The organism is Bacillus sp. JNUCC-22 (assembly GCF_018861275.1).
Taxonomy (GTDB): Bacteria; Bacillota; Bacilli; order Bacillales; family Bacillaceae; genus Bacillus; species Bacillus velezensis.
Window position 1 is genome coordinate 1,986,004 of the sequence record NZ_CP076408.1, and the last position, 25,179, is coordinate 2,011,182.

The window sequence follows — 25,179 nt, forward strand, 5'->3', positions numbered from 1 at the left end:
TTTCCTATTCTTCGTCATGCAAAATAGTGATCCTGGATGACGCAGCCGCTTCTTCGCCCGGTTTCAGAATCTGAAGCCCTGTCAGTGATGCAGGCTGATTCAGATTAAATGCATCTGTAACGGAAGTATAAGGCTCAAGACTGACAAACCCCTGCTTTCCGTCACCGTTATACACCACCCAATGCTTGAAAGACGTGTCTGCCTGATACAAAACGGATAATTGCTCATCCGGATGATAAATAACAGCTTCATTATTGCCGCCATTCCGTCCGGAAGAAAGAAAAACATCGTCAAACTGTTTATTTTTCAAAGACATCCCATGACGGAACGCTTCTTTATCAGGAACATCCAATAAACGGCCCGTCGGCACGAAACGTTCATTTAATTCCCACATGCGGTCAGCCGTCAAAAATAGACGGGATCGCTCTTCATTGAAAACAAAAGTTGAATGATAGCCGAGCCCCCAAGGAAAAGCCTCCGTTCCCTTGTTGATAATCAGCGCCCGCTGCGTAAACACATTGTCTTTTAATGTATAGGTCATCCGGACAATGACATCGTGCGGAAATTGTTTATGAACACGGGGAATCTTTGAAAGATCAATTTCTGTTTCGACTTTCATTCCATCCCCCTCTTCTTTCGCTGCCGCCGCTTTCCAATGCTGATTGTGAAGAAAGCCGTGAATATGATTATGTTTATCCTCTTCGTTTATCTCAAATTGATACGCGCGGCCGTCAAAACGAAACGTCCCGTCCGTAATCCGGTTCGGCGGGAATAAAACGGGAATGCCGTACAGCATCGGTTTTGCGCGGAATTGCTCCGCAGTTTCCGGTTCTCTCAGAAGCCGCATACCGGTTCTTTTATCCCGAAGCGATATGACATTTGATCCCCACTCCGGCACAATGATGCATTCAGCCTGATCAGTCTCCGCTTTTATGGCTGAAACCCCTAAATAAGTCGTATGTTCAATCGTCATAAGCACCTGCCCTTTCCTTGTTTTCTAGCATGTATAGGAATTCCATTTTCTAAACTCATTTTCCTTCTCTAAAAAAAACATCGCCCGTATGAACTGAGCGATGTGCGGTAAAACCTTATTGAATCAGCCGGGTGATCTGTTTTTTCTTCCATACAAACCGGTAATATCCGTATTGCAGCAGCAGGCTGACGACAAAAGCCGCCGGATAACCGACCCAAATGCCGAGAATGCCGAGATTCGTATAATGAGAAAGAATAAAGGCCACAGGCACTTCAATTCCCCAAATCGCAAAAATACTGATAATCGTCGGCCATAACACCGTACCGCTCGCCCGCATTGTCGCTGAAACGATCTGAGCGTGACCGAAAATCAAATAGCTCCAAAGGGTAATCATAATCAGATTGCGGGCAATGTGGAGTGTATCCTGATCTGTTAAAAACAAAGCAAGTATCTGCCGGGAGAAGGTGTAAATCAGCACAATCAAAACCCCGCCGATCAAATAATTCAGGCCGATGCCGACTTTGATGACCTGTTTCAGCCGGCCGAATTGATTGGCGCCAATGGATTGGGCGGCAAAAATGGAAACGGCGATACCGAGGCTTACCGCCGGCATCTGCACATAACTCGCCACTTGGTTGACGACCCCGTAAGCAGCCGTCGCGTTTGATCCGTAATGATTGACAAATGAAATGACCGCAATTTCAGAAAGTGACACGAGAATCATATTGATGCTCGACGGAATACCGAGACGGAGTAAAAGCGCGAGCAGCTTTTTGTCCATTTTAAGAGAACGGAGCGCAGTCCGGTCAAATGCCAATGGATGTTTCCTTTTCCGCAAATAAACCATGAGTACGATAAATGTCACGATGTTTGAAATCACGGTTGCATACGCCGAACCGTAAATGCCGAACTTCGGAAGTCCGAAAAGCCCGAGAATCAATAAGGGCAAGAGCCCGATGTTTATGACTGTACTGACGATTAACGTATAAAACGGAGTCTTTGAATCTCCCGTTCCGCGTAAAAATGTCGTATACGCAAAATATAAAAACATCAGCGGCATTGCGCAAAACAAAATGCGCGCATATCGGACACTGACATCTATTACGTTTTCCGGCGTTCCCATCAGCCGCAGAATATCAAGCGTAAACACACTGCCGACAACTGCCAGGACAACACCGAGCATAAAGGTAAAAGTCAGTGTAGTGCCGACAATCGCCTTCATCCTCTCTTCGTTTTTCGCGCCGTAAGCCTGCCCGATCAGAATGGAACTTCCCGAACCGATTCCGATCGTAAAGGAGATCAGCAGAAAAAACAGCGGAAAAAAAGACGATACAGCGGCAAGCGCATCGACTCCGAGCCACCTTCCGACAAATACCATTCCGACCAATTGGCCGACAGATTGCAATACATTGCTTAAAAGCAGCGGCACTAAAAACAGTGACATCGATCGCCAGACTGACTGGCCGCGGCCTTCCGCTGTTTCTAAATGATCTTGTACTTCCATATGTAGGACTCCTTTTTTGATTTTCTTCCATTTTATTATTCAGCAGACAGCTTGTAAAAACCTTTTGTTCAATGAAACTCTTTATCTTTTTCTCACGTCTTACATGGAAATAAACCATAAAAATAAAAAGTCCGGAAAATATTTCTGAAAAGGTATTGTAATCTTACCGTAATTATTGTAACATTTGTAACATAAGAGAAAGAGATTGATTGAAGGAGAGATTATATCATGAAAAAATGGCTATTATTCCTCACTACTATTACATTGATTCTGTCATTGGGCACTGCGGCGACTGCAAAAAATGCACCTAATGACCTTACACAAAAACAAGCACTTCAGCTGGCCCTGTCAGCGAGAGAACATTTCTGGAACACAATGAGCGGCGGTGCGCTTAAATCAAACGCAAATTGCACATCTGAACCGTTTGAATATCAAAATCTGCAATATGTATTTATGTGCAAAGACCTCGGAACAAAAGCGAAAGCCGTAAAATATCTGACACCCGCTTTTACAAAGCAAGCGATTGACAAAGGGCTCAAAGATTACCACTTCACTGTAAAAGACGGCAAATTGGCTGTTCCGGTCGGCGACGGAGATAACCTCCTGAATTGGAAAAAAGCAAAAATGACCCTTCTTTCTAAAAAAGGAAGCGTCCAAACATACCGCTTCACTGTACCGACTCTTGACGGTTCTCCGTCAGCAAAACGCGATGTAACATTCGTAAAAGAAAACAACGTTTGGAAAGTCAATCAATTTGATGCTGTCATATAAGAAAAAGCCCGCTTGCTTACAGCGGGCTTTTTTCACATCATTTCCACCAGGTTTTCACAAAATATTCAACTCAAAACCCCCTTGTATAACAAGGGGGTTTTTGTTTTACCGACATTATTAAGCTGCGCCTATCTCATACAAAAAACGCTCTAGGAGAGATTCGAACTCCCGACCTGCAGTTTAGGAAACTGCTGCACTATCCGCTGTGCTACTAGAGCCTGCTTCTATTATAGTAACGCTGGCGGCCGTTTTTTTCAAGTCTACAGCCCTCCGAACACTTTATAGGCGGCTCTCGTCGTATCTTCATCTATTCCGATATAACGCATTGTAATAGACGGAGAAGAATGATTCAAAATCCTCTGCAGTTCAGCAATGTCTTTTGTCCTCTGATAAAAATGATACCCGAACGTCTTTCTAAGCGTATGCGTCCCGATTTCCTCCAATCCGCAAGCGGCAGCCGCTTCCTTTAATATTCTGTATGCCTGAATCCGGGATATGGGCTTATTCGTCCGTTTCGATTTAAACAAATAGTCATCCTCTTTCATGTCTTTTGTATAAGCGTATATGTCGGCCTTTAAAGACTCCAGTATCAGAATTTTTCTTTTCTTTCTCGTTTTGCTTTCGGTTGCCCACACATGGTCTTTGTTCCTGACATCCCTCACGCGAAGCGGCAGAACATCAGAAATCCGCAGTGCGCTGTTCATGCCAAAAATAAATAAAAAATAATCACGATCACTTTTCTTCATTAAATACTGTTTGACTTCCTGGATCTTCTCCAAACTTCGGATCGGCTGTACGATATGCATCAAAAAACCCCTTATAATTGGTAAAGTAACATATTGAGTATTATGTTACTATTATAGCCGAAACCCGTTGAATGATAAAGGATAAAGGGTCTTATGTAACATAATATACATAGTGTTACATAAGGTGAATCAGATACGCAGTTTCAACAAATTCCTCAAAAACATCATTTTCAGCCCGGTGACAAGCTTTTAAACAAATAGAGACTCAAGGCATTAAAAAATGAAAACAACGGCCTTAAAATGAAATCTGAGCATCCGTTTTTTTGTGAGCAACCGAAAAAAATGCAAAAAAAAGACACAATATGAAATTGTGTCCTAGTCTTCATCTTTTACATCAATGTCTTCAGGAAGCGGCTCATTTAAAAACTCTTGAATCATTTCCTTGTATTTTTCCAACTGCTCGAGATGGGTTTGAAATTGTTCCTTGTTGATTAAATATTGCTGTCCGTCATGGACGGCCCTTATTTTATTCGTCAAAACAAGATTGTGCACATATTCTTCAGGAAGACTGGTAAACTCCGCTGTCTCTTTGATCGTTAAATACATGGCTCACGTTCCTTTCATATGTCATGTGAGTGAATTCTGTTTTGTTCATTGTAGCTTATTTTTTGTCTTTATGCTTGTTTCACAGCTTTTTCAGTCCGGTTTCCCATTTAGCCTATTTGCGACTGATTACATTCACACAGAAACTCCGGCTTTTTGCGCACCGGACTATTCCGTTTGTCACTTGTGAAAACAGCACATTTTACTTACTCTATAATTGTAAGCGGAAAACAAAGGAGGCAGACTATGAAAAAGAAAAAGTTTATGAATCTCTGTTTTATCGTTCTGCTCAGTACGTTGCTCGCGGCCGGAAGCATCCCTTATCACGCTCAGGCTAAGAAACACCCGTTTTCCTATGACGACTACAAACAGGTAGATGTCGGCAAAGACGGCATGGTTGCCACCGCCCACCCTCTCGCTTCACAAATCGGTGCCGACGTGCTGAAAAAAGGCGGCAATGCAATTGACGCCGCGGTTGCCATTCAATTCGCATTAAACGTAACTGAACCTATGATGTCAGGAATCGGCGGCGGCGGATTTATGATGGTTTATGATGCGAAGACGAAAGACACCACCATTATCGACAGCCGAGAACGCGCACCGGCAGGCGCAACACCGGATATGTTCCTTGACGAAAACGGCAAAGCCATCCCTTTCTCCGAACGCGTTACGAAAGGGACTGCAGTCGGTGTTCCGGGAACATTAAAAGGACTTGAAAAAGCGCTCGACAAATGGGGCACACGCTCCATGAAACAACTCATCACCCCTTCCATTAAACTTGCCTCAAAAGGCTTTCCGATCGATTCGGTTTTAGCTGATGCCATCTCAGATTATAAAGACAAATTATCACACACTGCTGCAAAAGACGTGTTTCTTCCGGACGGAGAACCTCTGAAAGAAGGAGACACACTCATCCAAAAAGACTTAGCCAAAACATTTACAGCTATTAAGTACAAAGGCACAAAAGCATTCTATGACGGAGCATTCTCCAAAAAGCTTGCGGAAACAGTGCAGGAATTCGGCGGCTCAATGACAGAAAAAGATATTAAAAACTTCAATGTGACGATTGACGAACCGATCTGGGGAGATTACCAGGGCTATCATATCGCAACTGCTCCTCCTCCAAGCTCGGGCGGTGTTTTCCTGTTGCAAATGCTGAACCTTCTGGATGATTTTAAGCTTTCTCAATATGATATCCGTTCTTGGCAAAAATATCAGCTTCTTGCAGAAACGATGCATTTGGCTTATGCTGACCGCGCCGCATTTGCCGGGGATCCAGAATTCGTCAACGTCCCTCTCAAAGGCCTCTTGAATCCAGATTATATCAATGCCCGCAGACAGCTGATAGATATTGATAAAGTCAATAAAAAACCGAAAGCCGGCGACCCTTGGGCCTATCAGGAAGGTTCTGCAAACTATAAACAAGTGGAGCAGCCGACTGACAAACAAGAAGGCCAAACGACTCACTTCACGGTAACTGATCGCTTCGGCAATGTCGTATCTTATACGACAACGATTGAACAGCTGTTCGGTTCCGGCATTATGGTTCCCGGATACGGCGTTGTGTTGAATAATGAGTTAACAGACTTCGATGCGGTGCCTGGCGGCGCAAATGAAGTGCAGCCGAATAAACGTCCGCTCAGCAGCATGACTCCGACTATTTTATTCAAAAATAACGAACCTGTCCTGACTGTCGGCTCCCCCGGCGGAGCAACGATTATTTCTTCCGTCCTGCAAACGATCCTGAACAAAGTTGAGTACGGCATGGATCTGAAAGCGGCCGTCGAAGAGCCGAGAATTTACACAAACAGCATGACATCCTATCGATATGAAAAAGGAGTGCCGGAAGAAGCCCGCACAAAACTGAACGAAATGGGGCATAAATTCGGCAGCAGCCCGGTTGATATCGGTAATGTGCAAAGCATCCTGATTGACCGTGAAAACGGCACCTTCACCGGAGTTGCCGACTCAAGCCGAAACGGAGCCGCAATCGGCGTAAACTTGAAACAATATAAAAAATAACTAGACAAAAAGCCTCGTTTCTCAAGCTGAGAAATGAGGCTTTTGTTTATTCTGCACTGTATTCAGATGAGGTTTTTTCAGACGTTAATGACGCAAGCGAAAGCACGCCGCACATCGCGATGACAACACCCGCTGATCCGATCCATGTCACTGACGCAAGAGACAGATGGGTGACAACAATGCCCCCGATGCCCGCTCCGGCTGCCATAGCCAGCTGCATGACAGACTGGTTGAGGCCAAGTAATACACCCGATGATTCAGGCTCCATCGTTGCCAAATGATACTGCTGAGCAGGCCCAGATGACCAGGCGGCGAAGGACCAAAAAATAAGCACTGCCGCCGCTCCGAAAGCAGAATGTGTGACAAACGGCAATAACATGAGCATGATAGCATGAAGCGCCATTCCGCCGGTTAATGTCATACGCGCCCCCCATTTGTCTGCGCTGAAACCGCCTGCTTTAGAACCGGCAAGACTTGCAACACCGAAAATAAGCAGCAATGTACTCAGTATTCCGCTTCCGATATGAGTAACGTTCAGTAAATACGGAGAAAGGTACGTATACGCAACCGAATAGCCTCCGAGCCAAAAAAACGTAATGGCCAGCCCGACAGCCACCTTTCGTTTCTTCAAAAGAGAAAATTGCTGAATGAGCGGCACCGGTTTATCTCCTTTTATCTCAGGCAACGCGAAACGTATAATAAGCATGGCAATGATTCCGATTGCCGCAATTCCGGCAAAAACCACCTTCCAGCCAAAAGCTTCAGACACGGTTCTTCCGATCGGAACACCGATAATGAGCGCCGCCGTAAACCCCATAATGACGGTTGCGAGAGAACTTGCCTGTTTTCCCGGGGGAGCGATTTTTGCTGCGATCGTAAGCGCGGTGACCACCACAGTTCCTGCTCCAAGCGCCATGATCACCCGCGCTCCCGCAAATAAGCCGAATCCCTGCACAAGGAAAGAAATGATATTCCCGATAACAAACAGCCCCAGAGCATAGATCATGAGCTTCCTTCTGTCCAGTTTTGCTGTAAGGGCCATCATGACAGGCGTTCCGATTGCATAAACAAGTGAAAAAATCGTAATCAGCTGCCCTGCCGCTGCCACAGTAACTCCCAAGGAACCTGCAATTTTATCAAGCATCCCTGATATCACATATTCAGACGTCCCCACTAAAAAACTGATAATTGCCAAAATGTAAATCTTCCAGGTATTTTGCACCTGACACACTCCTTCATTGATGATTTATATAAAGATATATTGTGATATATCGATATAAAGAGTTGAACAAACAGAAACAAATCGCAATATGTCGATGCGTAGTCGGAAAAAGAAACTGAATCCCTCTTCTAAAGGATTCAGCCCTACATTTCGCGCTGAAAATAATCGGCCATCGCCTTTATCGCGTCTTCATCTCTTTTATAATAGGTGTATTTGCCAATCCGTTTTGTTTGGATAAGGCCCGCCCGCTGAAGGATGGAAAGATATTGAGACGCCGTTGACTGTGTCATCTGAAGCTTATCGGTGATCTGGCTGACACATACTCCGATCTCATTCATATCAATGCCATCATGCGGGGCGAAGTGACGGTCCGGCTCTTTCAGCCATTGCAAAATCTCAAGCCGTGACTCATTAGACAACGCTTTAAAAACATCAATAGGTTTCATACGCTTTATTATATCGTGATTTTGCGATATGTCAATGTTGTTTTTGTTAAATCTCTATTTTTTGTTTTGCCTCTCTTATGATCCGGGAAATAAAATCACTCACATTCTCTTCAAATGTGTCTTCCCGCCCGTATTGCCTTACATGTACAGATTGATGGCGGCACTCTCGATCTCCCACAACAGCAATATACGGGATTTTTTTCATTTGTGCTTCTCTGATTTTATAGCCGAGTTTTTCATCGCGCTGATCGAGCTCAGCCCGGATACCCGCTTTCTTCATTTGCAGGTGCACCTGTTCTGCGCAGTCCCGGTGTGCGGTGTTTGATACTGGGATGATTTTTGCCTGTACCGGTGCAAGCCATAAAGGGAACGCTCCCCCGAAATGTTCTGTAATGATTCCGAGAAATCTGTCGAGAGATCCGAATACCGCCCGGTGAATGACAACAGGACGGACTTTTTGGTTTTTTTCATCAATATATGTTAAATCAAATTTTTCCGGCATTTGAAAATCCAGTTGGACAGTGGCGCATTGATGGCTCCGGTTCAGCGCATCTTTTATATGAATATCAATTTTCGGTCCATAAAATGCACCATCTCCCCGATTAAACCGAAAACGATATCCCTGTTCTTTTAATACTTTTTCTAATGCGCTCTCAGCCCTGTCCCACAAGTGTTCGCTTCCCATGTAATCTTCCGGTCTTGTTGACAGCTCAATATCATAGGAAAAACCAAATGCGGTGTACACCTCGTGAATCAGCTGCAGCGCCGAAGCGATCTCACTCTCGATCTGATCCTGCGTTACAAAAATGTGTGCGTCATCCTGGCAAAAAGATCTGACGCGGAGCAGGCCATTAAGCCCCCCGCTGAATTCGTGACGGTGCACCTGACCGAACTCAGCCATCCGAATCGGAAGATCACGATAAGAACGAAGCTTTTCTTTAAATATGAGCATGTGGCCGGGGCAGTTCATCGGCTTTAACGCGAAGCGCTGATGATCAGCTTCTGAGAAATACATATTCTCTTTATAATGATCCCAGTGGCCGGATTGCTCCCAAAGACGCTGGTTCATCATCATAGGGGTGCGCACTTCCTGATAATGATAGTCATCCTGCTTTGAACGCAGAAATGATTCAAGCGTGTTTCGGATAAACTGACCGTTCGGCAGATAAAAAGGCATACCCGGCGCTTCTTCCGAAAACATAAAAAGTTGTAACTCCGCTCCCAATTTCCGATGATTTCTCATCTCCGCCTCTTTCAACACCTGAAAATGTCTGTTCAGCTCCTTTTCTGAGGAAAATGCTTTTCCATAGATGCGCTGGAGCATTTTTTGGTTGCTGTCGCCGCACCAATAAGCCCCTGATACATGAGTGAGCGAAAAAGCTTTTATCTGTCCGGCAGACGCCAAGTGCGGACCCCGGCATAAATCAATGAATTCGCTCTGGCGGTATATACTGATTGTATCAGTCTGCGGAATACCCGCTAAGAGCTCAAGCTTCAGCGGTTCATGAGCAAACAGCTGCTCTGCCTCTTCTCTGGAGATTTCTTCTCTGATAATTTCCGGATTTTCCGAAATGATTCGGTTCATTTCTTTTTCAATGACGGCCAGGTCTTTTTCAGTAATCGTTTCATCCATATCAAAGTCATAATAAAAGCCATTGTCAATAACGGGTCCGATCCCTAAACAAACCTTCGGATACAGACGTTTTACCGCTTGCGCCAATACGTGTGCTGCTGTGTGTCTCATCACTTCCAGTCCTGCTTCAGACTGAAAACTGCACAGTTCAATCGCCGCATCCTTATGAATGCTTCTTCTAAGGTCATATAACGATCCGTTTACCTTTCCGGCGGCAGACGCCTTTTTCAGACTCGGACTGATTGATTGAGCGATCTCTTCTAACGTAACGCCTTTCCGGTATTTTTTTTGTTTCCCATCAGGAAAAGTAATCACAATGTGCGGCTTCTTCACGGTCTGATCTCTCCTTTATTTTTAATAAAATAAAAAACACACTCATCCCAAAGCAAGGGACGAGTGTGTGTCAGACCCGCGGTTCCACCCAAATTCCCGCCACTTCAAGTGACGGCTCATTTTTGCCGTAACGCGGCTATACGGTATCGGCTGCTTTCGTTCACCGATACAGCTCAAAAGGCGGTAAGCTCATTCTTCGTGCCGGGAAGGTCTCAGCCGCGCCCTCCCTCTCTGTATGGCCGGTTAAAATGTCTCATGTCCTTATCATTGCCATTTTTCTTATATAAACATAAAAACACACTCATCCCAAAAGAAGGGACGAGTGTGTGTCAGACCCGCGGTTCCACCCAAATTCCCGCCACTTCAAGTGACGGCTCATTTTTGCCGTAACGCGGCTATACGGTATCGGCTGCTTTCGTTCACCAATACAGCTCAAAAGGCGGTAAGCTCATTCTTCGTGCCGGGAAGGTCTCAGCCGTGCCTTCCCTCTCTGTATGGCCGGTTAAAATGTCTCATGTCCTTATCATTGCAGATACTTTATCCGAAAAACTTTCTTTTATTATACATAAATTTTCCGAAAAAGAAAGTTTTTTTAAGAAAAACCAGAACGAAAAAAATTGGCGTACACAGCTGTCCTGTTTTCTCATCTTCCGTTCGGTAATGCTTTTAATCTATTCAGCAGTTCTTCAAACGCCGATGTCAAAAATAAATCACTCCGGTAGATAAATGATATATTCATATCCCGAAACTGTTCAGGAAGCTCATGAAGAAAAAGATTTTTCCTGTTTTGAAAATAACGGACGGCTGATGCAGGCAGAAAGGAAACCCCCATCCCCGCCTGCACCGCCCCAATAATGGCTTCCAACGTACCGAATTCAATGATTTTATGTGCGGGCACTGCCTCTTCTTTCAGTATGTTCTTTATTTTGCGGCGGTGCGAACAGCCCGCGGCAAAATAAAGAATCGGATCTCGCAACAAGTCTTGCAAACTGCCTTTCCGCTTATTTGAGACCAAGACCAATTCTTCTTGAAATACAGCAACTTGCTCAAGATCTTCGTATTCGACCGGTCCATAAACAAAAGCGCCGTCCAGCTCATAGTGTAAGACGCGCTGCACTAAGGTATGTGTATCACCGGTTGACAGAGACAGCTGTACTTTCGGGTAGCGGCTGCAATACTCCGCGAAAAATTGAGGGAGATGGACGGCTGCCGCCGTTTCAAGAGAACCGATTCGAAGCGGGCCGTTCGGATCGCCTGCCTCTTGCGCCGTTTTTTGTGCCTCATGCAGCAATTGAAGGATTCTGTCTGCGTCTTTCAATAAGTTTTCACCTGCGGGCGTCAGCGTCATCCCCCGATTTGTGCGGTAAAAAAGCTGTGTTTGCAATTGCCGTTCCAGCTGCTGAATCCGGTTTGTCACATTTGATTGAACATAATGCAGGCTTTCTGCCGCCTTTGAAATACTTCCTTTGCGGGCGACAGCCTGAAAAATCTTTAAGTCTCCGCTTTCCATGTAAGGGCACCTTCTTGCTATGATTTTTATTGATAGCCGGCTATCAATTTTCATTTATTTACTGCAGCTGATACAGCCTGTAAAATCTTTCTCATCAATCATAAAGGAGAGAAGAATGATGAATGCCCTTATCATACACGAAAATGGCTTTGATTTCAGGCAGACACCTGACAAAAGGCCGGGAAACGGCGAAGTAAAAATAAAGCTGAAAACAGCCGGATTAAACCATCGTGATTTGTTTTTAATGAAAAACCACGAAACCGGAAACCATGAATTTACTCTCGGTTCAGACGGCGCGGGAATCGTAACCGAAATAGGACACGGCGTCCGGTCTCATTTACTGCATGCAGAAGTCATCATCAACCCGGTGCTGAATTGGAAGACCGTTGAGGACGTACCAGCCGTCCCTGATATTTTAGGCGGTCCGAGCGACGGAACATTTTCACCTTATGTCATCGTTCCTGCGGAAAACGCCGTTTTAAAACCCGAACACCTGACTTGGGAGGAAGCGGGCGTGCTGCCGTTATCAGCATTAACCGCTTATCGCGCCTTATTTACAAAAGGACAATTAAAAAAAGGCGAACACCTCATCCTTCCGGGCATCGGAAGCGGCGTGGCAACATACGCCTTATTAATGGCAAAAGCTATCGGAGCGACAGTCAGCGTCACCTCCCGCAGTGAAAACAAAAAACAAACCGCACTGTCATACGGTGCAGACCGGGCGATTGACAGCTACGGTGACTGGAATGAGGCGCTGAATGGCGAAAAAGCAGATATCATACTTGACGGTGTAGGCCCCGCCTTGTTTCAACACTATCTTGACATTATTAAACCGAATGGCCGGATCGTAACATTTGGCGCCAGTTCAGGCGATCAGCTCGGATTTCCTATTCGCTCGCTATTTTTTCCGCAGATTCATATTCTCGGTACATCAATGGGAAGCAATGAGGAATTCGCGGATATGCTGGAATTGGTAAACCGCTGCGGCATCCGTCCCATTATCGACCGCATGTACCCTCTCAGTGAAGCAGCTGCCGCTTTTAACAGAATGCGGGAAGGACGGCAGTTCGGCAATATCGCTTTCGTATAGATGTCTAAAAAAGGAGGAGCGGACCCCTCCGTTCCCTTATTTGTTTATTAGCGCTTCCGCTTGAAATTCAATATGTTTTTCTTCATCAATTAAAATCTGCCCGCAAATCGACTGAAGACACACAGAGCCCGTCACGTTTTTGAAGGCGTCATAATAAACGGCTCAAGGCTTGCAAATCGTCTCAGTCTGCGGAAGATAACAATCTCTCCACTCTGTAAAACAAAAATCCATATGTTATCTTCCACGTTACCCTTATATCACCAATAAAGGAAGAAGGAGGTTTCATTTCAATACGAAAAACCGGCTGGTCCCAGCCGGTTTTATAAATAAACCCCTTTATTTACGGTAAAACAGTGCTCCCCATTAAATAACTGTCGACTTCGCGCGCTGCTTCCCGGCCTTCATTAATCGCCCATACAATCAGGCTTTGGCCCCTTCTCGCATCCCCTGCGGCGAAAACACCGTCAACATTCGTTTTATAATCCCCATATGCCGCCTGAATTTTATGATTTGCCGAATCGACACCGAACTGTTTCAATAATGGCTGTTCTGTCCCTTCAAAACCGATGGCGATGAACACCAGCTGAGCAGGCCATACTTTTTCTGTCCCGGGCAGTTCATGAAATTCATACTTTCCGAATTCGTTTCTGACTTTTTCCATTTGAATGGTGTGAATCTCTTGTAAGCGGCCCTGCTTATCGGTCACCATTTTTGTCGTCTGAATTGAATATTCTCTCGGGTCTTTGCCGAACTTTGCCTGCGCTTCTTCATAGGCGTATTCAAGGGTAAAGACGTGCGGCTGTTCAGGCCACATATTGTCGTTCGTGCGCGTTTGCGGAAGTTTATGATGTTTCCCGAACTGGTGCACGCTGCGCGCTTTTTGGCGCAGCGCGGTTGCCACGCAGTCAGCCCCTGTGTCTCCTCCGCCGATTACGATGACGTCTTTCCCTTTAGCGTCTATATATTGTTTGTCTTTGAAGTTGGAATCTAAATAGCTTTTCGTCGCCAGTGTTAAATAGTCCATCGCATAATGGACGCCTTTTGCTTCCCGGCCTTCAATCAGCAGATTGCGCTGCTTTTGGGCGCCTGTGCACAAAATGACGGCATCAAATTGTTCTTTCAGCTCATCTGCCGTTATGTCAACGCCGATTTCGGTATTTGTTACAAAATCTATACCTTCCTGCGTCAAAAGCTTAATACGGCGTTCGACGACATTTTTCTCAAGCTTCATGCTCGGAATGCCGTACATCAGCAGGCCGCCGGCTCTGTCGGCACGCTCATAGACTGTTACGGAATGACCGGCTTGATTCAGCTGATCAGCGCTTGCCAGACCTGCCGGGCCTGAACCGACGACAGCGACTTTTTTACCTGTGCGTTTCGCGGGAATTCTCGGCTGAATCCATCCGTTCTCAAAACCTTTGTCAATGATCGTCCGCTCGATGTTTTTAATTGAAACAGCCGGATCTGAAATAGCCAGCGTACAAGATCCTTCACAAGGAGCGGGACAGACCCGCCCTGTGAATTCAGGAAAGTTATTCGTTTTCAGAAGGCGCTCCAAGGCTTCTTTCCAGCGCCCCCGATAGACGAGGTCATTCCACTCCGGTATCAGATTATAAATCGGGCAGCCGGACGTAAAACCGTTGATATCAGCGCCGATTTGGCAAAACGGTGTGCCGCAATCCATACACCGCGCCCCCTGCCGCTTTGACGCTTCATCTGAAAATGGAGCCGAATACTCTTTCCAATCCTTTAAGCGAGTGAGAGGGTCCCGCTCAGCCGGTTTTTCTCGTTTTTCTTCCATGAATCCAGTTGGTTTCCCCATGTTCCTCTCCCCTTTCTTACTGTACTACCGCTTGTTTTTGATCTTTGGCAGGCGTTTGGAGGACCTTTGTATTGGCTTCAAAAGCATACATAATTGCGTCTTCTTCTGATAAACCCGCCGCTTTTTGTTCTTCGATGCTGAGGAGCATTTGTTTATAGTTTTTCGGAATGACTTTGATAAAGGTTTCTGAGGCTTTTTCCCAATTGTCCAGGAGAGCTGCGGCTTTTTTGCTGTTTGTCAGCGCTGCATGCCGTTTGACCATTTCTTGCACTTCTTTGATCTCCGCCTCATCCGTCAGCTTTTCAAATGAAATCATTTCCATGTTGCATTTGCGTTTAAATGCTTTGGCATCATCACTCAGGACGTATGCGATACCGCCTGACATTCCCGCCCCGAAGTTTTTGCCGACTTCGCCGAGGACGACAACCCGGCCGCCTGTCATGTATTCACAGCCGTGGTCTCCGATACCTTCTACAACGACATTGACTCCGCTGTTACGGACTGCAAAACGTTCACCGGCGCGCCCGTTAATGTACGCTTCCCCGCTTGTTGCTCCGTAAAATGCGACATTCCCGATAATAACGTTATCGTGTGTTTCACAATTGAAGTCATCAGGCGCTTTCACGATGATTTTTCCGCCTGAAAGCCCTTTGCCTACGTAGTCATTTGAATCCCCGTTCAAATGAAGCGTCATCCCCTTAGGGACAAATGCTCCGAAACTCTGTCCGGCTGATCCGGTAAAATGAAGTCTGATCGTATCATCCGGCAGGCCTTCCGCTCCGTAGCGTTTAGAAATTTCACTTCCCGTCACGGTTCCGGCTACGCGATTTGTATTATTGATCTTGATTTCAGCTTCCGCTTCCTGACCGGCTTCAATTGCAGCCTGCACCGCCGGAAGAATAACCGTCATATCAAGCGACTCGTCGATTTTGTGGTTTTGCGCCGTACGGAAAGTGCGTACGCCTTCAGGCTGGTACAGCAGTGTGGATAAATCAAGCTGGCCCGCTTTCCAATGCGCTTTCGCACGTTCACTGACATGAAGAACGTCTGTCCGTCCGATCATTTCATCAAGCGTCTTAAAGCCTAACTGCGCCATATATTCACGCACTTCTTCTGCGACAAACAGCATGTAGTTTACGATATGGTCAGGATCGCCCATGAATTTTTTGCGAAGCTCCGGGTTTTGCGTCGCGACACCTACAGGACATGTATCTAAATGGCAGGCGCGCATCATGACGCAGCCGAGAACGACAAGCGGCGCTGTAGCAAAGCCGAATTCCTCCGCACCGAGCAAGGCGGCCATTACGACATCCCGGCCTGTCATCAGCTTACCGTCCGTTTCCAATACCACGCGATCCCGTAAACCGTTCAGCATCAGCGTTTGGTGAGCTTCTGCAAGACCAAGCTCCCACGGAAGACCCGTATGTTTAATACTTGTTTTCGGCGACGCGCCCGTTCCGCCGTCGTAGCCGCTGATGACGATGACATCCGCAGTGCCTTTTGCCACACCGGCCGCAATCGTGCCGACACCGGCTTTTGACACGAGCTTGACGCTGATTCGCGCGCTTCGATTCGCATTTTTCAAATCATGGATCAGCTGCGCCAAATCTTCAATTGAATAAATATCATGGTGAGGAGGCGGTGAGATCAGCCCTACACCTGGAGTAGAACCGCGGACATCCGCCACCCAAGGATATACTTTGTTGCCCGGAAGCTGACCGCCTTCTCCCGGCTTCGCCCCTTGCGCCATTTTGATCTGCAATTCATCCGCATTGACGAGATAATGGCTCTTTACGCCGAAACGGCCGGAAGCAATCTGTTTAATCGCACTTCTTCTGTCGTCGCCATTTTCATCCGGAACGAAACGTTTCGGGTCCTCGCCGCCTTCTCCGCTGTTGCTTTTTCCGCCAAGCCTGTTCATCGCTATCGCTAAAGCCTCATGGGCTTCCTTGCTTAATGAACCGAATGACATCGCTCCTGTTTTAAAACGTTTCACGATGGAAGCAGCTGATTCAACTTCCTCTAATTTTAAAGGCTTGCGGTCTTCTTTGAAGGCGAACAGATTGCGTAAAAATCCGATTCGTTCTTCATCCGCTGCATGAGAATACTGCTTAAACAGGCTGTAATCATTTTTGCGGCACGCCCATTGCAGCGTATGGATGGTTTTCGGGTTGAAAGCGTGGTGCTCTCCTCCGTTCCGCCATTGGAATTCACTTCCCGGATCAAGGGTTTGGCTGTAATCATCCTTGTACGCCGCTTGATGGCGCTGTTTCGCTTCTTGCGCAATCGTCTCGATATCGATTCCGCCAAGCTGAGATGCAGTACCGGTAAAGTATTTGGCGATAACGTCTTCACCGATGCCGACCGCTTCAAAAATTTGAGCGCCCCTGTAACTTTGCACAGTTGAAATCCCCATTTTTGACATCACTTTCACGACGCCTTCTGTTACGCTCTTTCCGTATTTGCTGACAGCTTCTTCATACGGAATATCAAGCCGGCCTTCATCGATTTCCTGCTTATACGTAGCGTAAGTCAAATACGGATTGACAGCATCGGCACCATATCCGATAAGAGCCGCAAAGTGATGAACTTCACGCGCTTCTCCGGATTCAACGATAATGCTTGCTTTTGTTCGCAGACCTTGGCGGATCAAATGCTGATGCAGCGCACTGACGGCCAAAAGCGGCGGAATCGGCGTCAACTCTTTACTCATTGCCCTGTCAGATAAAATTAACAGAGATACGCCTTCCTTGATCGCTTTTTCCGCTTGCTGAAACAAATCCTTCAGGCCTTTTTCTAGGTCATCTGAAAACAGCGTGCGGATGTTCTGGCTCTTAATGTCAGGGTGCACAAGTGTTTTCAGCGCATAAAACTGTTCGTTTGATAATACAGGAGTATAAAGCTTTATGCGGCGTGCATTTCTTTCACTCGGATGCAGCAGATCGCCTTCAGCCCCAAGCCAGGTCACCGTAGAAGTTACCAGCTGCTCGCGGATCGCGTCAATCGGCGGGTTTGTGACTTGCGCAAACAGCTGTTTAAAGTAATGAAACAGTGATTGGGCGCGGTCGGATAAAACGGCGAGCGGCGAATCATTTCCCATAGAGCCGAGCGGGTCCTTGCCTTCTTTAATAACAGGGATTAAATATTTCTGAATATCTTCATACGTATAGCCAAACGCTTTTTGACGGACGAGAAGATCATCGAATTGTTCCTCTTCCCGGATTTCCGGGTCAGGATTCACTTGAACCAATTCTTCTTCAAGCCATTTTTGATAAGGGAATTCATTGGAAATTTCTGTTTTCACTTCTTCATCTGAAATAATCCGGCCTTCTTCTAAGTCAATGAGCAGCATTTTTCCGGGCTCCAGACGTTTTTTATGAAGAATGTTCTCCTGCTCTACTTCAATAACGCCGACCTCAGATGAGAAAATAATATGGTCATCTTTTGTCACATAGTAACGTGCCGGACGCAGGCCGTTACGGTCAAGGATGGCGCCGATCTGTTTTCCGTCCGTAAACGAAATGGCGGTCGGCCCGTCCCACGGCTCCATTAAAGAGCTGTGATATTCATAAAAAGCCCGTTTCGCTTTAGACATGTGAGTGTTTTCCGTCCATGGTTCCGGAATCAGCATCATTGCCGTATGTGCCGGTTTCCGCCCCGCCATCACGAAAAATTCAAACGCATTATCAAGAATGGATGAGTCACTGCCCTCAGCATTTAGAATCGGCAGCACTTTGTGAAGATCGTCTCCGAAGCTTTCTGAAACGAACTGCTGCTCCCTTGCTCTCATCCAATTGATATTGCCCCGGAGCGTATTGATTTCTCCGTTATGAATCAGATAGCGGTTCGGATGGGCACGTTCCCAAGTAGGAAAGGTATTTGTGCTGAACCTTGAATGCACGAGTGAAAATGCAGATACGAAGGTTTCATCCTGCAAATCCAAATAAAAAGCGTCAACTTGCTCAGGCGTTAACAACCCTTTATAAACAATAGTCTGGCTTGACAGGCTTGCGAAGTAAAAATCAAGCTGTTCTTGAACGCCCCAATTTTCCGCCTGCTTCCGGATGACATACAGTTTGCGTTCAAAAGCAAGGCTGTCTTTCAAATCGTTTGCGGCGCCGATGAATACTTGACGCACATACGGGCAAGTACTTTGTGCCACTGTTCCGATTTTTCCGACATTTACAGGAACGGTTCTCCAGCCGAGAACGATCTGTCCTTCCTGCTCAATGAATGCATTCACCTGTTTTTCGATCTTTTTTCTTTCCTCTTCATTTTGCGAGAAAAAGACCATTCCTACCCCGTAACGGCCTTTTTCCGGCAGTCTCATTTCTCCGCACTCTTTCTTAAAAAAAGCATCAGGGATCTGAACCATCAGGCCGGCGCCGTCACCCGTATTCGGATCACTGCCCTGTCCTCCTCTGTGATCCAGCTGGCAAAGCATCTTCAGTCCCTTTTTGACAATGTCATGTGAAGGTTTCCCTTTTAAATGGGCATACAAGCCGATTCCGCATGCATCGTGCTCAAATTCCGGACGGTAGAGACCTTGTGCTTTCGGCATTTGATTGTAAGTCATAATTCCTCTCCCCCGATCAGTTTCCGTTAATTATCGGTCATAAAATCTGACAACTTTAAATTAATTGTAAGTTTTCAAAACAATATAAACAATATATAATTTAGATCAAATACATCTCAAAATGAGATAGATAGGTGTGAACGCAATGGAATTACGCCAGCTTCGGTATTTTATGGAGGTAGCAGAACGGGAACATGTGTCAGAAGCGGCTGATCATCTGCATGTCGCACAATCCGCCATCAGCAGGCAGATTGCAAATCTTGAAGAAGAGCTGCAAGTCACTTTATTTGAACGGGAAGGCAGAAATATTAAATTAACGCCGATCGGCAAACAATTTTTAGAACATGTTAAAACGGCGATGAAAGCAATTGATTACGCGAAGGAACAAATTGATGAATATCTTGATCCGAATCGCGGAACCGTCAAAATAGGATTTCCGACGAGCCTTGCAAGCCAGCTTTTGCCGACGGTGATTTCGGCGTTTAAAGAGGAATACCCGAACGTTGAGTTTTTGCTCCGCCAGGGGTCTTATAAGTTTTTAATCGAAGCGGTAAGAAACAGGGATATAGATGCGGCGCTGCTCGGCCCCGTTCCGACGGAATTCCCAGACATAACAGGCAATATCTTATTCACGGAAAAGATTTACGCGCTTGTTCCGCCGCACCATCCGCTTGCCAAACAGAAAAATATTCATTTAATTGATCTGCGCGGCGACCAATTTGTTTTATTTCCTGAAGGGTTTATTCTCCGTAACATGGCGATTGACGCTTGCAGACAGGCCGGCTTTGCGCCGCTTGTATCGACGGAGGGCGAGGATTTAGATGCCATTAAAGGATTAGTCTCCGCGGGGATGGGAGTTACTTTATTACCTGAAAGCACCTTTGCAGAAACCACCCCTCGGTTCACGGTCAAAATTCCGATTGAATTTCCTCAAGTGAAGCGCACTGTAGGCATTATTAAACCAAAAGGAAGGGAACTGGCTCCGTCTGCAAATGATTTCTATCATTTTGTCATTCAATTTTTCTCCAAACTTGAACAATATCAATAAAAAACAAACCCGAGCTTCAAAACGAAGCCTCGGGCTTTTTCATATTTTTATAGATCTTTCTCAGCCGATCGGAATGGATAGTTCAACGTGGCAGACAAACGCTTCCGGATCAATGACTGATTGATCGGTCTGTTTGTGCGGCGTTTCTTTAAATGTCTTCAGCTGGGCTGAGGAATAGTTGACGATGCCGAGTCCGAGCTCTTCTCCCTGCTGATCAAGCAGCCTGACAACCGCTCCGCTGCTGAATCTGCCCTTAATCTGCTCGATGTCATGCGGTGACAGCTCCATATTTCCGTTCGCGACATCACGGCTGCTTTCTTTTTCCATCACAATTTCGCCTTCGGGGCCGGAATTAAATGCAAGCCATTGTTCTTTGTGGTTTAACGGCAGGGTTCCTTCCGCTTCAAAATAAGTTCCTTCAGCCGCCTCATCTACCGCTTGAAGCAGAATGTCCGGAATGTTAGCCTGCCCGAGAAAGCCTTTAATACCGGAGGCCATCACAATTTTAAAAGCATCCAGTTTCGAACGCATTCCGCCGGTTCCCATTTCACTCCCGGCATCTCCCGCGCTTGCTTCTATTTCCGGAGTGATGTCACTTACATGACTGATTCTTTTCGCTTTCGGGTTGCTGCGCGGATTATCATCATATAAACCGGCAATGTCTGATAAAATCACAAGCATGTCGGCATCAATTAAACCTGCCACCTTCGCTGCGAGTGTATCGTTATCTCCGAATTTCAGCCGGTTGACTGTGACCGTGTCATTTTCATTAATAATCGGAATAATGCCCCGTTCCAAAAGGACGTTCATCGTATTGCGGACATTATGGTAGCGGCATTCATCGGAAAAGTCGCTTCTTGTAATTAAAATTTGTGATGCGACATAACCGTGCGCTAAAAACAGCTTTGAATAAGCCTCCATTAATAATCCCTGCCCGATGGAAGCAGAAGCCTGTTTTTCAGGGAGGCTTTCCGGTTTCTGAATAAATCCGAGCTTCCGATAACCTGCCGCCACTGCGCCGGAAGATACTAAAATCACTTCATAGCCGCTGTCTTTCAGCTGTGCGATTTGATCCACCAATGCTTCCAGCTTTCTTCTGCTGATTTCCCCGTGCAGGCTCGTCAGTGAGCTGCTGCCGATTTTCACCGCGACTCTTTTGATCTTCGTCCGAGACGTCACTGTATCACTCCTGTTTTTTAACGATTATAGTGCTGCCGTTTTTTCAATTGTTTTGCTGATCTCAATAGAACGTTCGGTCGCGTGTTTGATGGCTTTGGCAATGGCTTCTCCGCCGCCTTCTGACCTGAGCGCATCGAGGCCGGCTTCCGTCGTGCCGTTTGGAGAGGTGATGTTTTCCCGAAGCACATCCGGTTTTTCACCCGTTTCCATCAGCATTTTAGCGGCGCCCAATAACGTTTGCGCGCCGATTTTGCGGGACAGCCGTTTGTCTAAGCCGGCTTCTTCACCTGCTTTTTCAATAAACTCCATTAAATAATAAAAGTATGCCGGTCCGCTGCCTGCGATACCGGTGAAAATGTCCATCTGATCTTCCTTGATCACGTACACTTCCCCGAGGCATTCCAAAAGGGATACCGCGGTTTTTGCTGAACCGTAAGAGACATGGTCTCCGAAAGCCGCAGCTGTTGCCGATTCGCCGATCATGCTGGATGTGTTCGGCATGACTCTTACAACCGGCTGATTATCATGTAATGATTGTTGTATAAATGAGGTTGTTATGCCTGCCAGAACAGACAGGATGATTTGATGAGGTTGAATACGCCGTTTCAGCGCAGCCAGAGCGATTTCAGCATCCTTCGGTTTCATGGCTAAAATAAAGACATCAATGTCTTCGGTTTTCATGCTGTCAAAAGCAATTCCTTGAATTCCGTATTGATGTTCCAATTCAGCGAGTCGCTCTGTATTGCGGCGGTTTGTCACGCAGATGTTTTGGTTGGGAATTTTTTTTGCGCGGACCATGCCTGATATCATTCCTTCAGCCATTGATCCTGCTCCGATAAAAGCAACTTTCTTTTGATCTAAGATCGGTAACATCTCCCTTGTTCGTATTTTGTTCGTATTTTTCACACGTTTTTTATGTTACCACTTCAGGAGTTGATGTCAAGTTTGAGGGTATTATTGATATGTATTGTTCCGAGCCTGCTATTATGTATAATGAATCACAGAATCACCTTTTGAGCCCGGGAGGCCGGGTGCGTTCCGGCCGGATTTAAAAATTATCTGAAATGGCTTTTTCTATCAGCTTTTTGCAGCGGTCAAGCTCTGTCTTCAGCTGTTTTTTGTAAAGCTTCGCAGCTTCATAGTCTTTAAATTGATAGAGAACGACTTCCTGGAGTTTGGCTCCCTCTTTTTTCACTTTTACTTGCTTTAAAATCCCGTCATCCAATAGTTCGTGAAGTGAACGGTACACCTCGGTATGATTCGGCTTAAAACCGATGGGTTTAAATTCCGAACGCAGCACCTCGAGAAGCTTCAGTCCGTAAAGCCGTTCCTGCTCTGTCATTGTAATCATGTAAAGCTTTAAAAAAGCTCTTTGTTTCACTAAAAAACCGGTTGAACTTCTTTTTTCTTCTTTCAATATGTGCACACCCTTCCTTCTAACAAATTATTCCATGTACTGAATATTCTCTTTCTATCCCGTTTTCCCTTTTATTGTTCGGACAGTTTGGTTTGTATTGATTTGTTTTTTAGAGGCGGGGAAAAATAATTTTAATGAACATTTGGTACATAGTTTATTTAGTTTAATTATAGCTGATATCGGTTTCTTTTTCACTCTTTTTTCTGCAAAAACGGATCTTTATGCCCATTTATTCGGGTTGCGGAAACAAAAAAAGACCCGTCACGAAGACAGGTCCCCTTTTGTTTAAGGATTAGTTGACCACAAACCGGCAGTTTTGATGAAAATGCGCGGATGTAATTTCAATTGAGCAACCATATATTCTGCAAGATCCTCAGGCTGCATGACTTTTTCCGGATTGCCGTCTGTCAGATTTAATTCAATAGACATGTCGCTGGCAACCGTGCTCGGAGTCATTGCGCTGACACGGATATTGTGTTTTCTGACTTCCTGCATGAGAGATTCAGTCAGACCGAGAACGGCAAATTTAGAAGCGCTGTACGCACTTGTCGCCGCGGCGCCTCTTTGGCCCGCCGTAGAAGAAATATTAATGATATCTCCTGATTTTCTCTCAATCATTTCAGGTAGAACGGCGCGTGTCACGTGGTATACACCCATTACATTCACTTGAATGATGTCTTCCCACTCTTCAGGCGTAAGATCCAAAAATCCGCCGAATTTGCTGATTCCGGCATTGTTAATCAAGATGTCAATCTCACCGAGTTCTTCTTTAATAGAGGAGACGGCTTGCTCTACCTCTTTTTGGTTTTTTACATCGGCAGCAGCGAATGATGCCTTTACACCAAGGGCTTTCACTTCTTCCGCAACCTTTTCGACATTTGCTTCTGTGCGGCCGATTAAACCGATATTGACTCCTTCTTTGGCTAAAGCGATAGCGGCGGCGCGGCCGATTCCTCTGCCCGCACCCGTGATAAGAGCCGTTTTGTTTTGTAAACTTTCCACGTCTTTCACCCTTTCTGAATGTCCTTATGTACGATTTCACATTATAAGCAGAAAAAAAACAATTAGCAAATAAAATGATTCAACACGATCCGTAAAGGGTATCAACTGAAAAAAAGGAGTGAAAAGCAGATGATCATCATTTTGTATATCAGTGCTGCCGTTGCGGCTGCCGCATTAATTTATGCAGCCGTATCCGCCGTCCATTTTAAAAGAAACACAGCGCCTGATATAAAGAAGATTAACGCCGTGACAGCGTCCATGCAGACGTCCGTTGATGAAATCAAAACAGAAACCCGTTTGTTATCACAAAAGCAGAAAGAACTGCAGGAAGACTTTCTTACTAAAAAAACAGCCGTGCAAACGACGGCAGCCGAAGTTAAAGGAACGCCTCACGTGCTGAAAATGCTCTGGAACGCCGGTAAAAGCGGTTTATGAGCCTGCATGTCATCCGACGTTTTTGATGACACTAAGAGAAACTGGCGCGGATCCAAGGAGGCATAACATGATTTGCGATCGTGAGCGGCTTGCGCATTTTTTGCAGCAGCTTAAAGCACTATCTTCTTCGGGAGGGTTTACAAAATCGGATTTGCTGACTCCGGCTTTCCATTTAGCTAAGGACGGAGATCTGGATTTGTATTATTCGCCTCATAATGAATATATTAACCCTTATGCAGTCGTTGCCATTTCCGGAATCACACCCGGTTTTTTTCAAATGCAGCTGGCTTACAAAAAAGCGGCACAGCTTTTAAAAGATGGCGAAACTTTTGAAACGATAGCCTATGAAACAAAAAAAGCGGCCGGACTTTCCGGTTCAATGAGGCAGAACATCATCGAAATGCTTAATGAATGCGGTCTGCCGGCCGCGCTTCACGTTGAGGATTCATCCCGGTTATTTGATTCAAAACGGGAGCTTCTTCATACAACGTCCGTTATCAAACACCCTGTTTTTTATAAACAGAAAAACTATACGGGACATCGGCCGGCAATCAGCAGGTCAGCTCTTCTCAGCCGTTACGCGCTGACATGTTTTCCGGATGAAATAGAAATGATGAAAAAGGACATTCTGCTTATCCCTCTCGGCAAAGCAGCAGAATCAGCCTGCCGCATGCTGAAGAAGAACGGCAGAATGGGTCATGCGGTCATTCTGGAAGGCTTCCCGCATCCGTCCGGAGCAAACGGACATCGTTTCAAACAATTTCACGAAAACAAACAATCGTTACGTGAACAAATTCAGCGCTTTGCCGGGTTTCTTCAGCAGCTGTAAAAAAACGCCCCGAATTTT

The 25,179-nt window shown here is 45.9% G+C and carries 20 protein-coding genes and 1 tRNA gene; 6 read left to right on the forward strand and 15 right to left on the reverse strand.

Going from position 1 to position 25,179, the window contains the following annotated elements; translation table 11 throughout:
• Window positions 1-4: 4 nt before the first annotated feature.
• Entirely contained in the window at window positions 5-973 is a 969-nt protein-coding gene (locus JNUCC22_RS09375) for an aldose 1-epimerase (protein ID WP_163114177.1), read from the reverse strand.
• Window positions 974-1,088: 115 nt separating this feature from the next.
• A complete protein-coding gene (locus JNUCC22_RS09380; protein ID WP_007407362.1) occupies window positions 1,089-2,477 on the reverse strand; it encodes an MATE family efflux transporter in 1,389 nt (462 codons plus the stop codon).
• Window positions 2,478-2,705: 228 nt separating this feature from the next.
• On the opposite strand from JNUCC22_RS09380, the gene JNUCC22_RS09385 reads away from it, so the two are divergent.
• On the forward strand, window positions 2,706-3,248 hold the full coding sequence (locus JNUCC22_RS09385) for an IseA DL-endopeptidase inhibitor family protein (protein WP_014418077.1): 543 nt from the start codon (window positions 2,706-2,708) through the stop codon (window positions 3,246-3,248).
• Between the two features lie 145 nt (window positions 3,249-3,393).
• Here the strand turns inward: JNUCC22_RS09385 and JNUCC22_RS09390 are convergent.
• From JNUCC22_RS09390 to JNUCC22_RS09400, 3 genes are all read right to left on the reverse strand, one after another.
• A tRNA-Arg gene (locus tag JNUCC22_RS09390) sits at window positions 3,394-3,466 on the reverse strand.
• Between the two features lie 42 nt (window positions 3,467-3,508).
• Window positions 3,509-4,054 (reverse strand): site-specific integrase, encoded by a 546-nt coding sequence (locus JNUCC22_RS09395; RefSeq protein ID WP_003153850.1) that lies wholly within the window; start codon window positions 4,052-4,054, stop codon window positions 3,509-3,511.
• A 315-nt stretch (window positions 4,055-4,369) separates the two neighbouring features.
• Window positions 4,370-4,600, reverse strand: a complete 231-nt coding sequence (locus JNUCC22_RS09400; protein WP_003153848.1) for an excisionase family DNA-binding protein — start codon at window positions 4,598-4,600, stop codon at window positions 4,370-4,372.
• Window positions 4,601-4,843: 243 nt separating this feature from the next.
• Here JNUCC22_RS09400 and ggt point away from each other — a divergent pair, with 243 nt between their 5' ends.
• Window positions 4,844-6,619 carry a gamma-glutamyltransferase gene (ggt, locus tag JNUCC22_RS09405; protein ID WP_094031768.1) on the forward strand — a complete coding sequence of 592 codons (1,776 nt, stop codon included), beginning with the start codon at window positions 4,844-4,846 and terminating at the stop codon, window positions 6,617-6,619.
• A 46-nt stretch (window positions 6,620-6,665) separates the two neighbouring features.
• Here ggt and JNUCC22_RS09410 read toward each other — a convergent pair whose 3' ends face one another.
• From JNUCC22_RS09410 to JNUCC22_RS09425, 4 genes are all read right to left on the reverse strand, one after another.
• The gene (locus JNUCC22_RS09410) at window positions 6,666-7,841 is read right to left on the reverse strand and encodes an MFS transporter (RefSeq protein WP_007407356.1); all 1,176 of its coding nucleotides are present in this window, start codon (window positions 7,839-7,841) and stop codon (window positions 6,666-6,668) included.
• A 143-nt stretch (window positions 7,842-7,984) separates the two neighbouring features.
• Complete coding sequence (locus JNUCC22_RS09415) at window positions 7,985-8,287, reverse strand: ArsR/SmtB family transcription factor (protein WP_003153841.1); 303 nt, start codon at window positions 8,285-8,287, stop codon at window positions 7,985-7,987.
• Window positions 8,288-8,333: 46 nt separating this feature from the next.
• Window positions 8,334-10,253, reverse strand: coding sequence for a threonine--tRNA ligase (gene thrS, locus JNUCC22_RS09420; protein WP_216061654.1), 1,920 nt, complete (start codon window positions 10,251-10,253; stop codon window positions 8,334-8,336).
• Between the two features lie 643 nt (window positions 10,254-10,896).
• A complete protein-coding gene (locus tag JNUCC22_RS09425; protein WP_150941255.1) occupies window positions 10,897-11,763 on the reverse strand; it encodes a LysR family transcriptional regulator in 867 nt (288 codons plus the stop codon).
• Window positions 11,764-11,881: 118 nt separating this feature from the next.
• Here JNUCC22_RS09425 and JNUCC22_RS09430 point away from each other — a divergent pair, with 118 nt between their 5' ends.
• Window positions 11,882-12,853, forward strand: a complete 972-nt coding sequence (locus JNUCC22_RS09430) for a zinc-binding dehydrogenase (RefSeq protein WP_150941571.1) — start codon at window positions 11,882-11,884, stop codon at window positions 12,851-12,853.
• Window positions 12,854-13,193: 340 nt separating this feature from the next.
• Here JNUCC22_RS09430 and gltD read toward each other — a convergent pair whose 3' ends face one another.
• Entirely contained in the window at window positions 13,194-14,675 is a 1,482-nt protein-coding gene (gene gltD / locus JNUCC22_RS09435; protein WP_150941256.1) for a glutamate synthase small subunit, read from the reverse strand.
• Window positions 14,676-14,691: 16 nt separating this feature from the next.
• Window positions 14,692-19,251, reverse strand: a complete 4,560-nt coding sequence (gene gltB / locus JNUCC22_RS09440) for a glutamate synthase large subunit (protein WP_216061655.1) — start codon at window positions 19,249-19,251, stop codon at window positions 14,692-14,694.
• Between the two features lie 145 nt (window positions 19,252-19,396).
• Here gltB and JNUCC22_RS09445 point away from each other — a divergent pair, with 145 nt between their 5' ends.
• Window positions 19,397-20,299, forward strand: coding sequence for a glutamate biosynthesis transcriptional regulator GltC (locus JNUCC22_RS09445; protein ID WP_216061656.1), 903 nt, complete (start codon window positions 19,397-19,399; stop codon window positions 20,297-20,299).
• 60 nt (window positions 20,300-20,359) lie between these two features.
• Here JNUCC22_RS09445 and proB read toward each other — a convergent pair whose 3' ends face one another.
• The 4 genes from proB to JNUCC22_RS09465 all read right to left on the reverse strand — a co-directional run bounded on the left by proB (window position 20,360) and on the right by JNUCC22_RS09465 (window position 23,897).
• On the reverse strand, window positions 20,360-21,478 hold the full coding sequence (gene proB / locus JNUCC22_RS09450) for a glutamate 5-kinase (protein ID WP_216061657.1): 1,119 nt from the start codon (window positions 21,476-21,478) through the stop codon (window positions 20,360-20,362).
• 24 nt (window positions 21,479-21,502) lie between these two features.
• Window positions 21,503-22,351, reverse strand: a complete 849-nt coding sequence (gene proC / locus JNUCC22_RS09455; protein ID WP_007407345.1) for a pyrroline-5-carboxylate reductase — start codon at window positions 22,349-22,351, stop codon at window positions 21,503-21,505.
• A 175-nt stretch (window positions 22,352-22,526) separates the two neighbouring features.
• Window positions 22,527-22,895: a replication termination protein gene (rtp, locus tag JNUCC22_RS09460; RefSeq protein WP_003153833.1), complete on the reverse strand. Its 369-nt coding sequence runs from the start codon at window positions 22,893-22,895 to the stop codon at window positions 22,527-22,529.
• Window positions 22,896-23,180: 285 nt separating this feature from the next.
• Complete coding sequence (locus JNUCC22_RS09465; RefSeq protein WP_007407344.1) at window positions 23,181-23,897, reverse strand: 3-ketoacyl-ACP reductase; 717 nt, start codon at window positions 23,895-23,897, stop codon at window positions 23,181-23,183.
• Between the two features lie 129 nt (window positions 23,898-24,026).
• Here JNUCC22_RS09465 and JNUCC22_RS09470 point away from each other — a divergent pair, with 129 nt between their 5' ends.
• The gene (locus tag JNUCC22_RS09470; RefSeq protein ID WP_032866226.1) at window positions 24,027-24,332 is read left to right on the forward strand and encodes a DUF948 domain-containing protein; all 306 of its coding nucleotides are present in this window, start codon (window positions 24,027-24,029) and stop codon (window positions 24,330-24,332) included.
• Window positions 24,333-24,399: 67 nt separating this feature from the next.
• Window positions 24,400-25,161, forward strand: coding sequence for a hypothetical protein (locus tag JNUCC22_RS09475; RefSeq protein WP_007407342.1), 762 nt, complete (start codon window positions 24,400-24,402; stop codon window positions 25,159-25,161).
• Window positions 25,162-25,179: the final 18 nt, after the last annotated feature.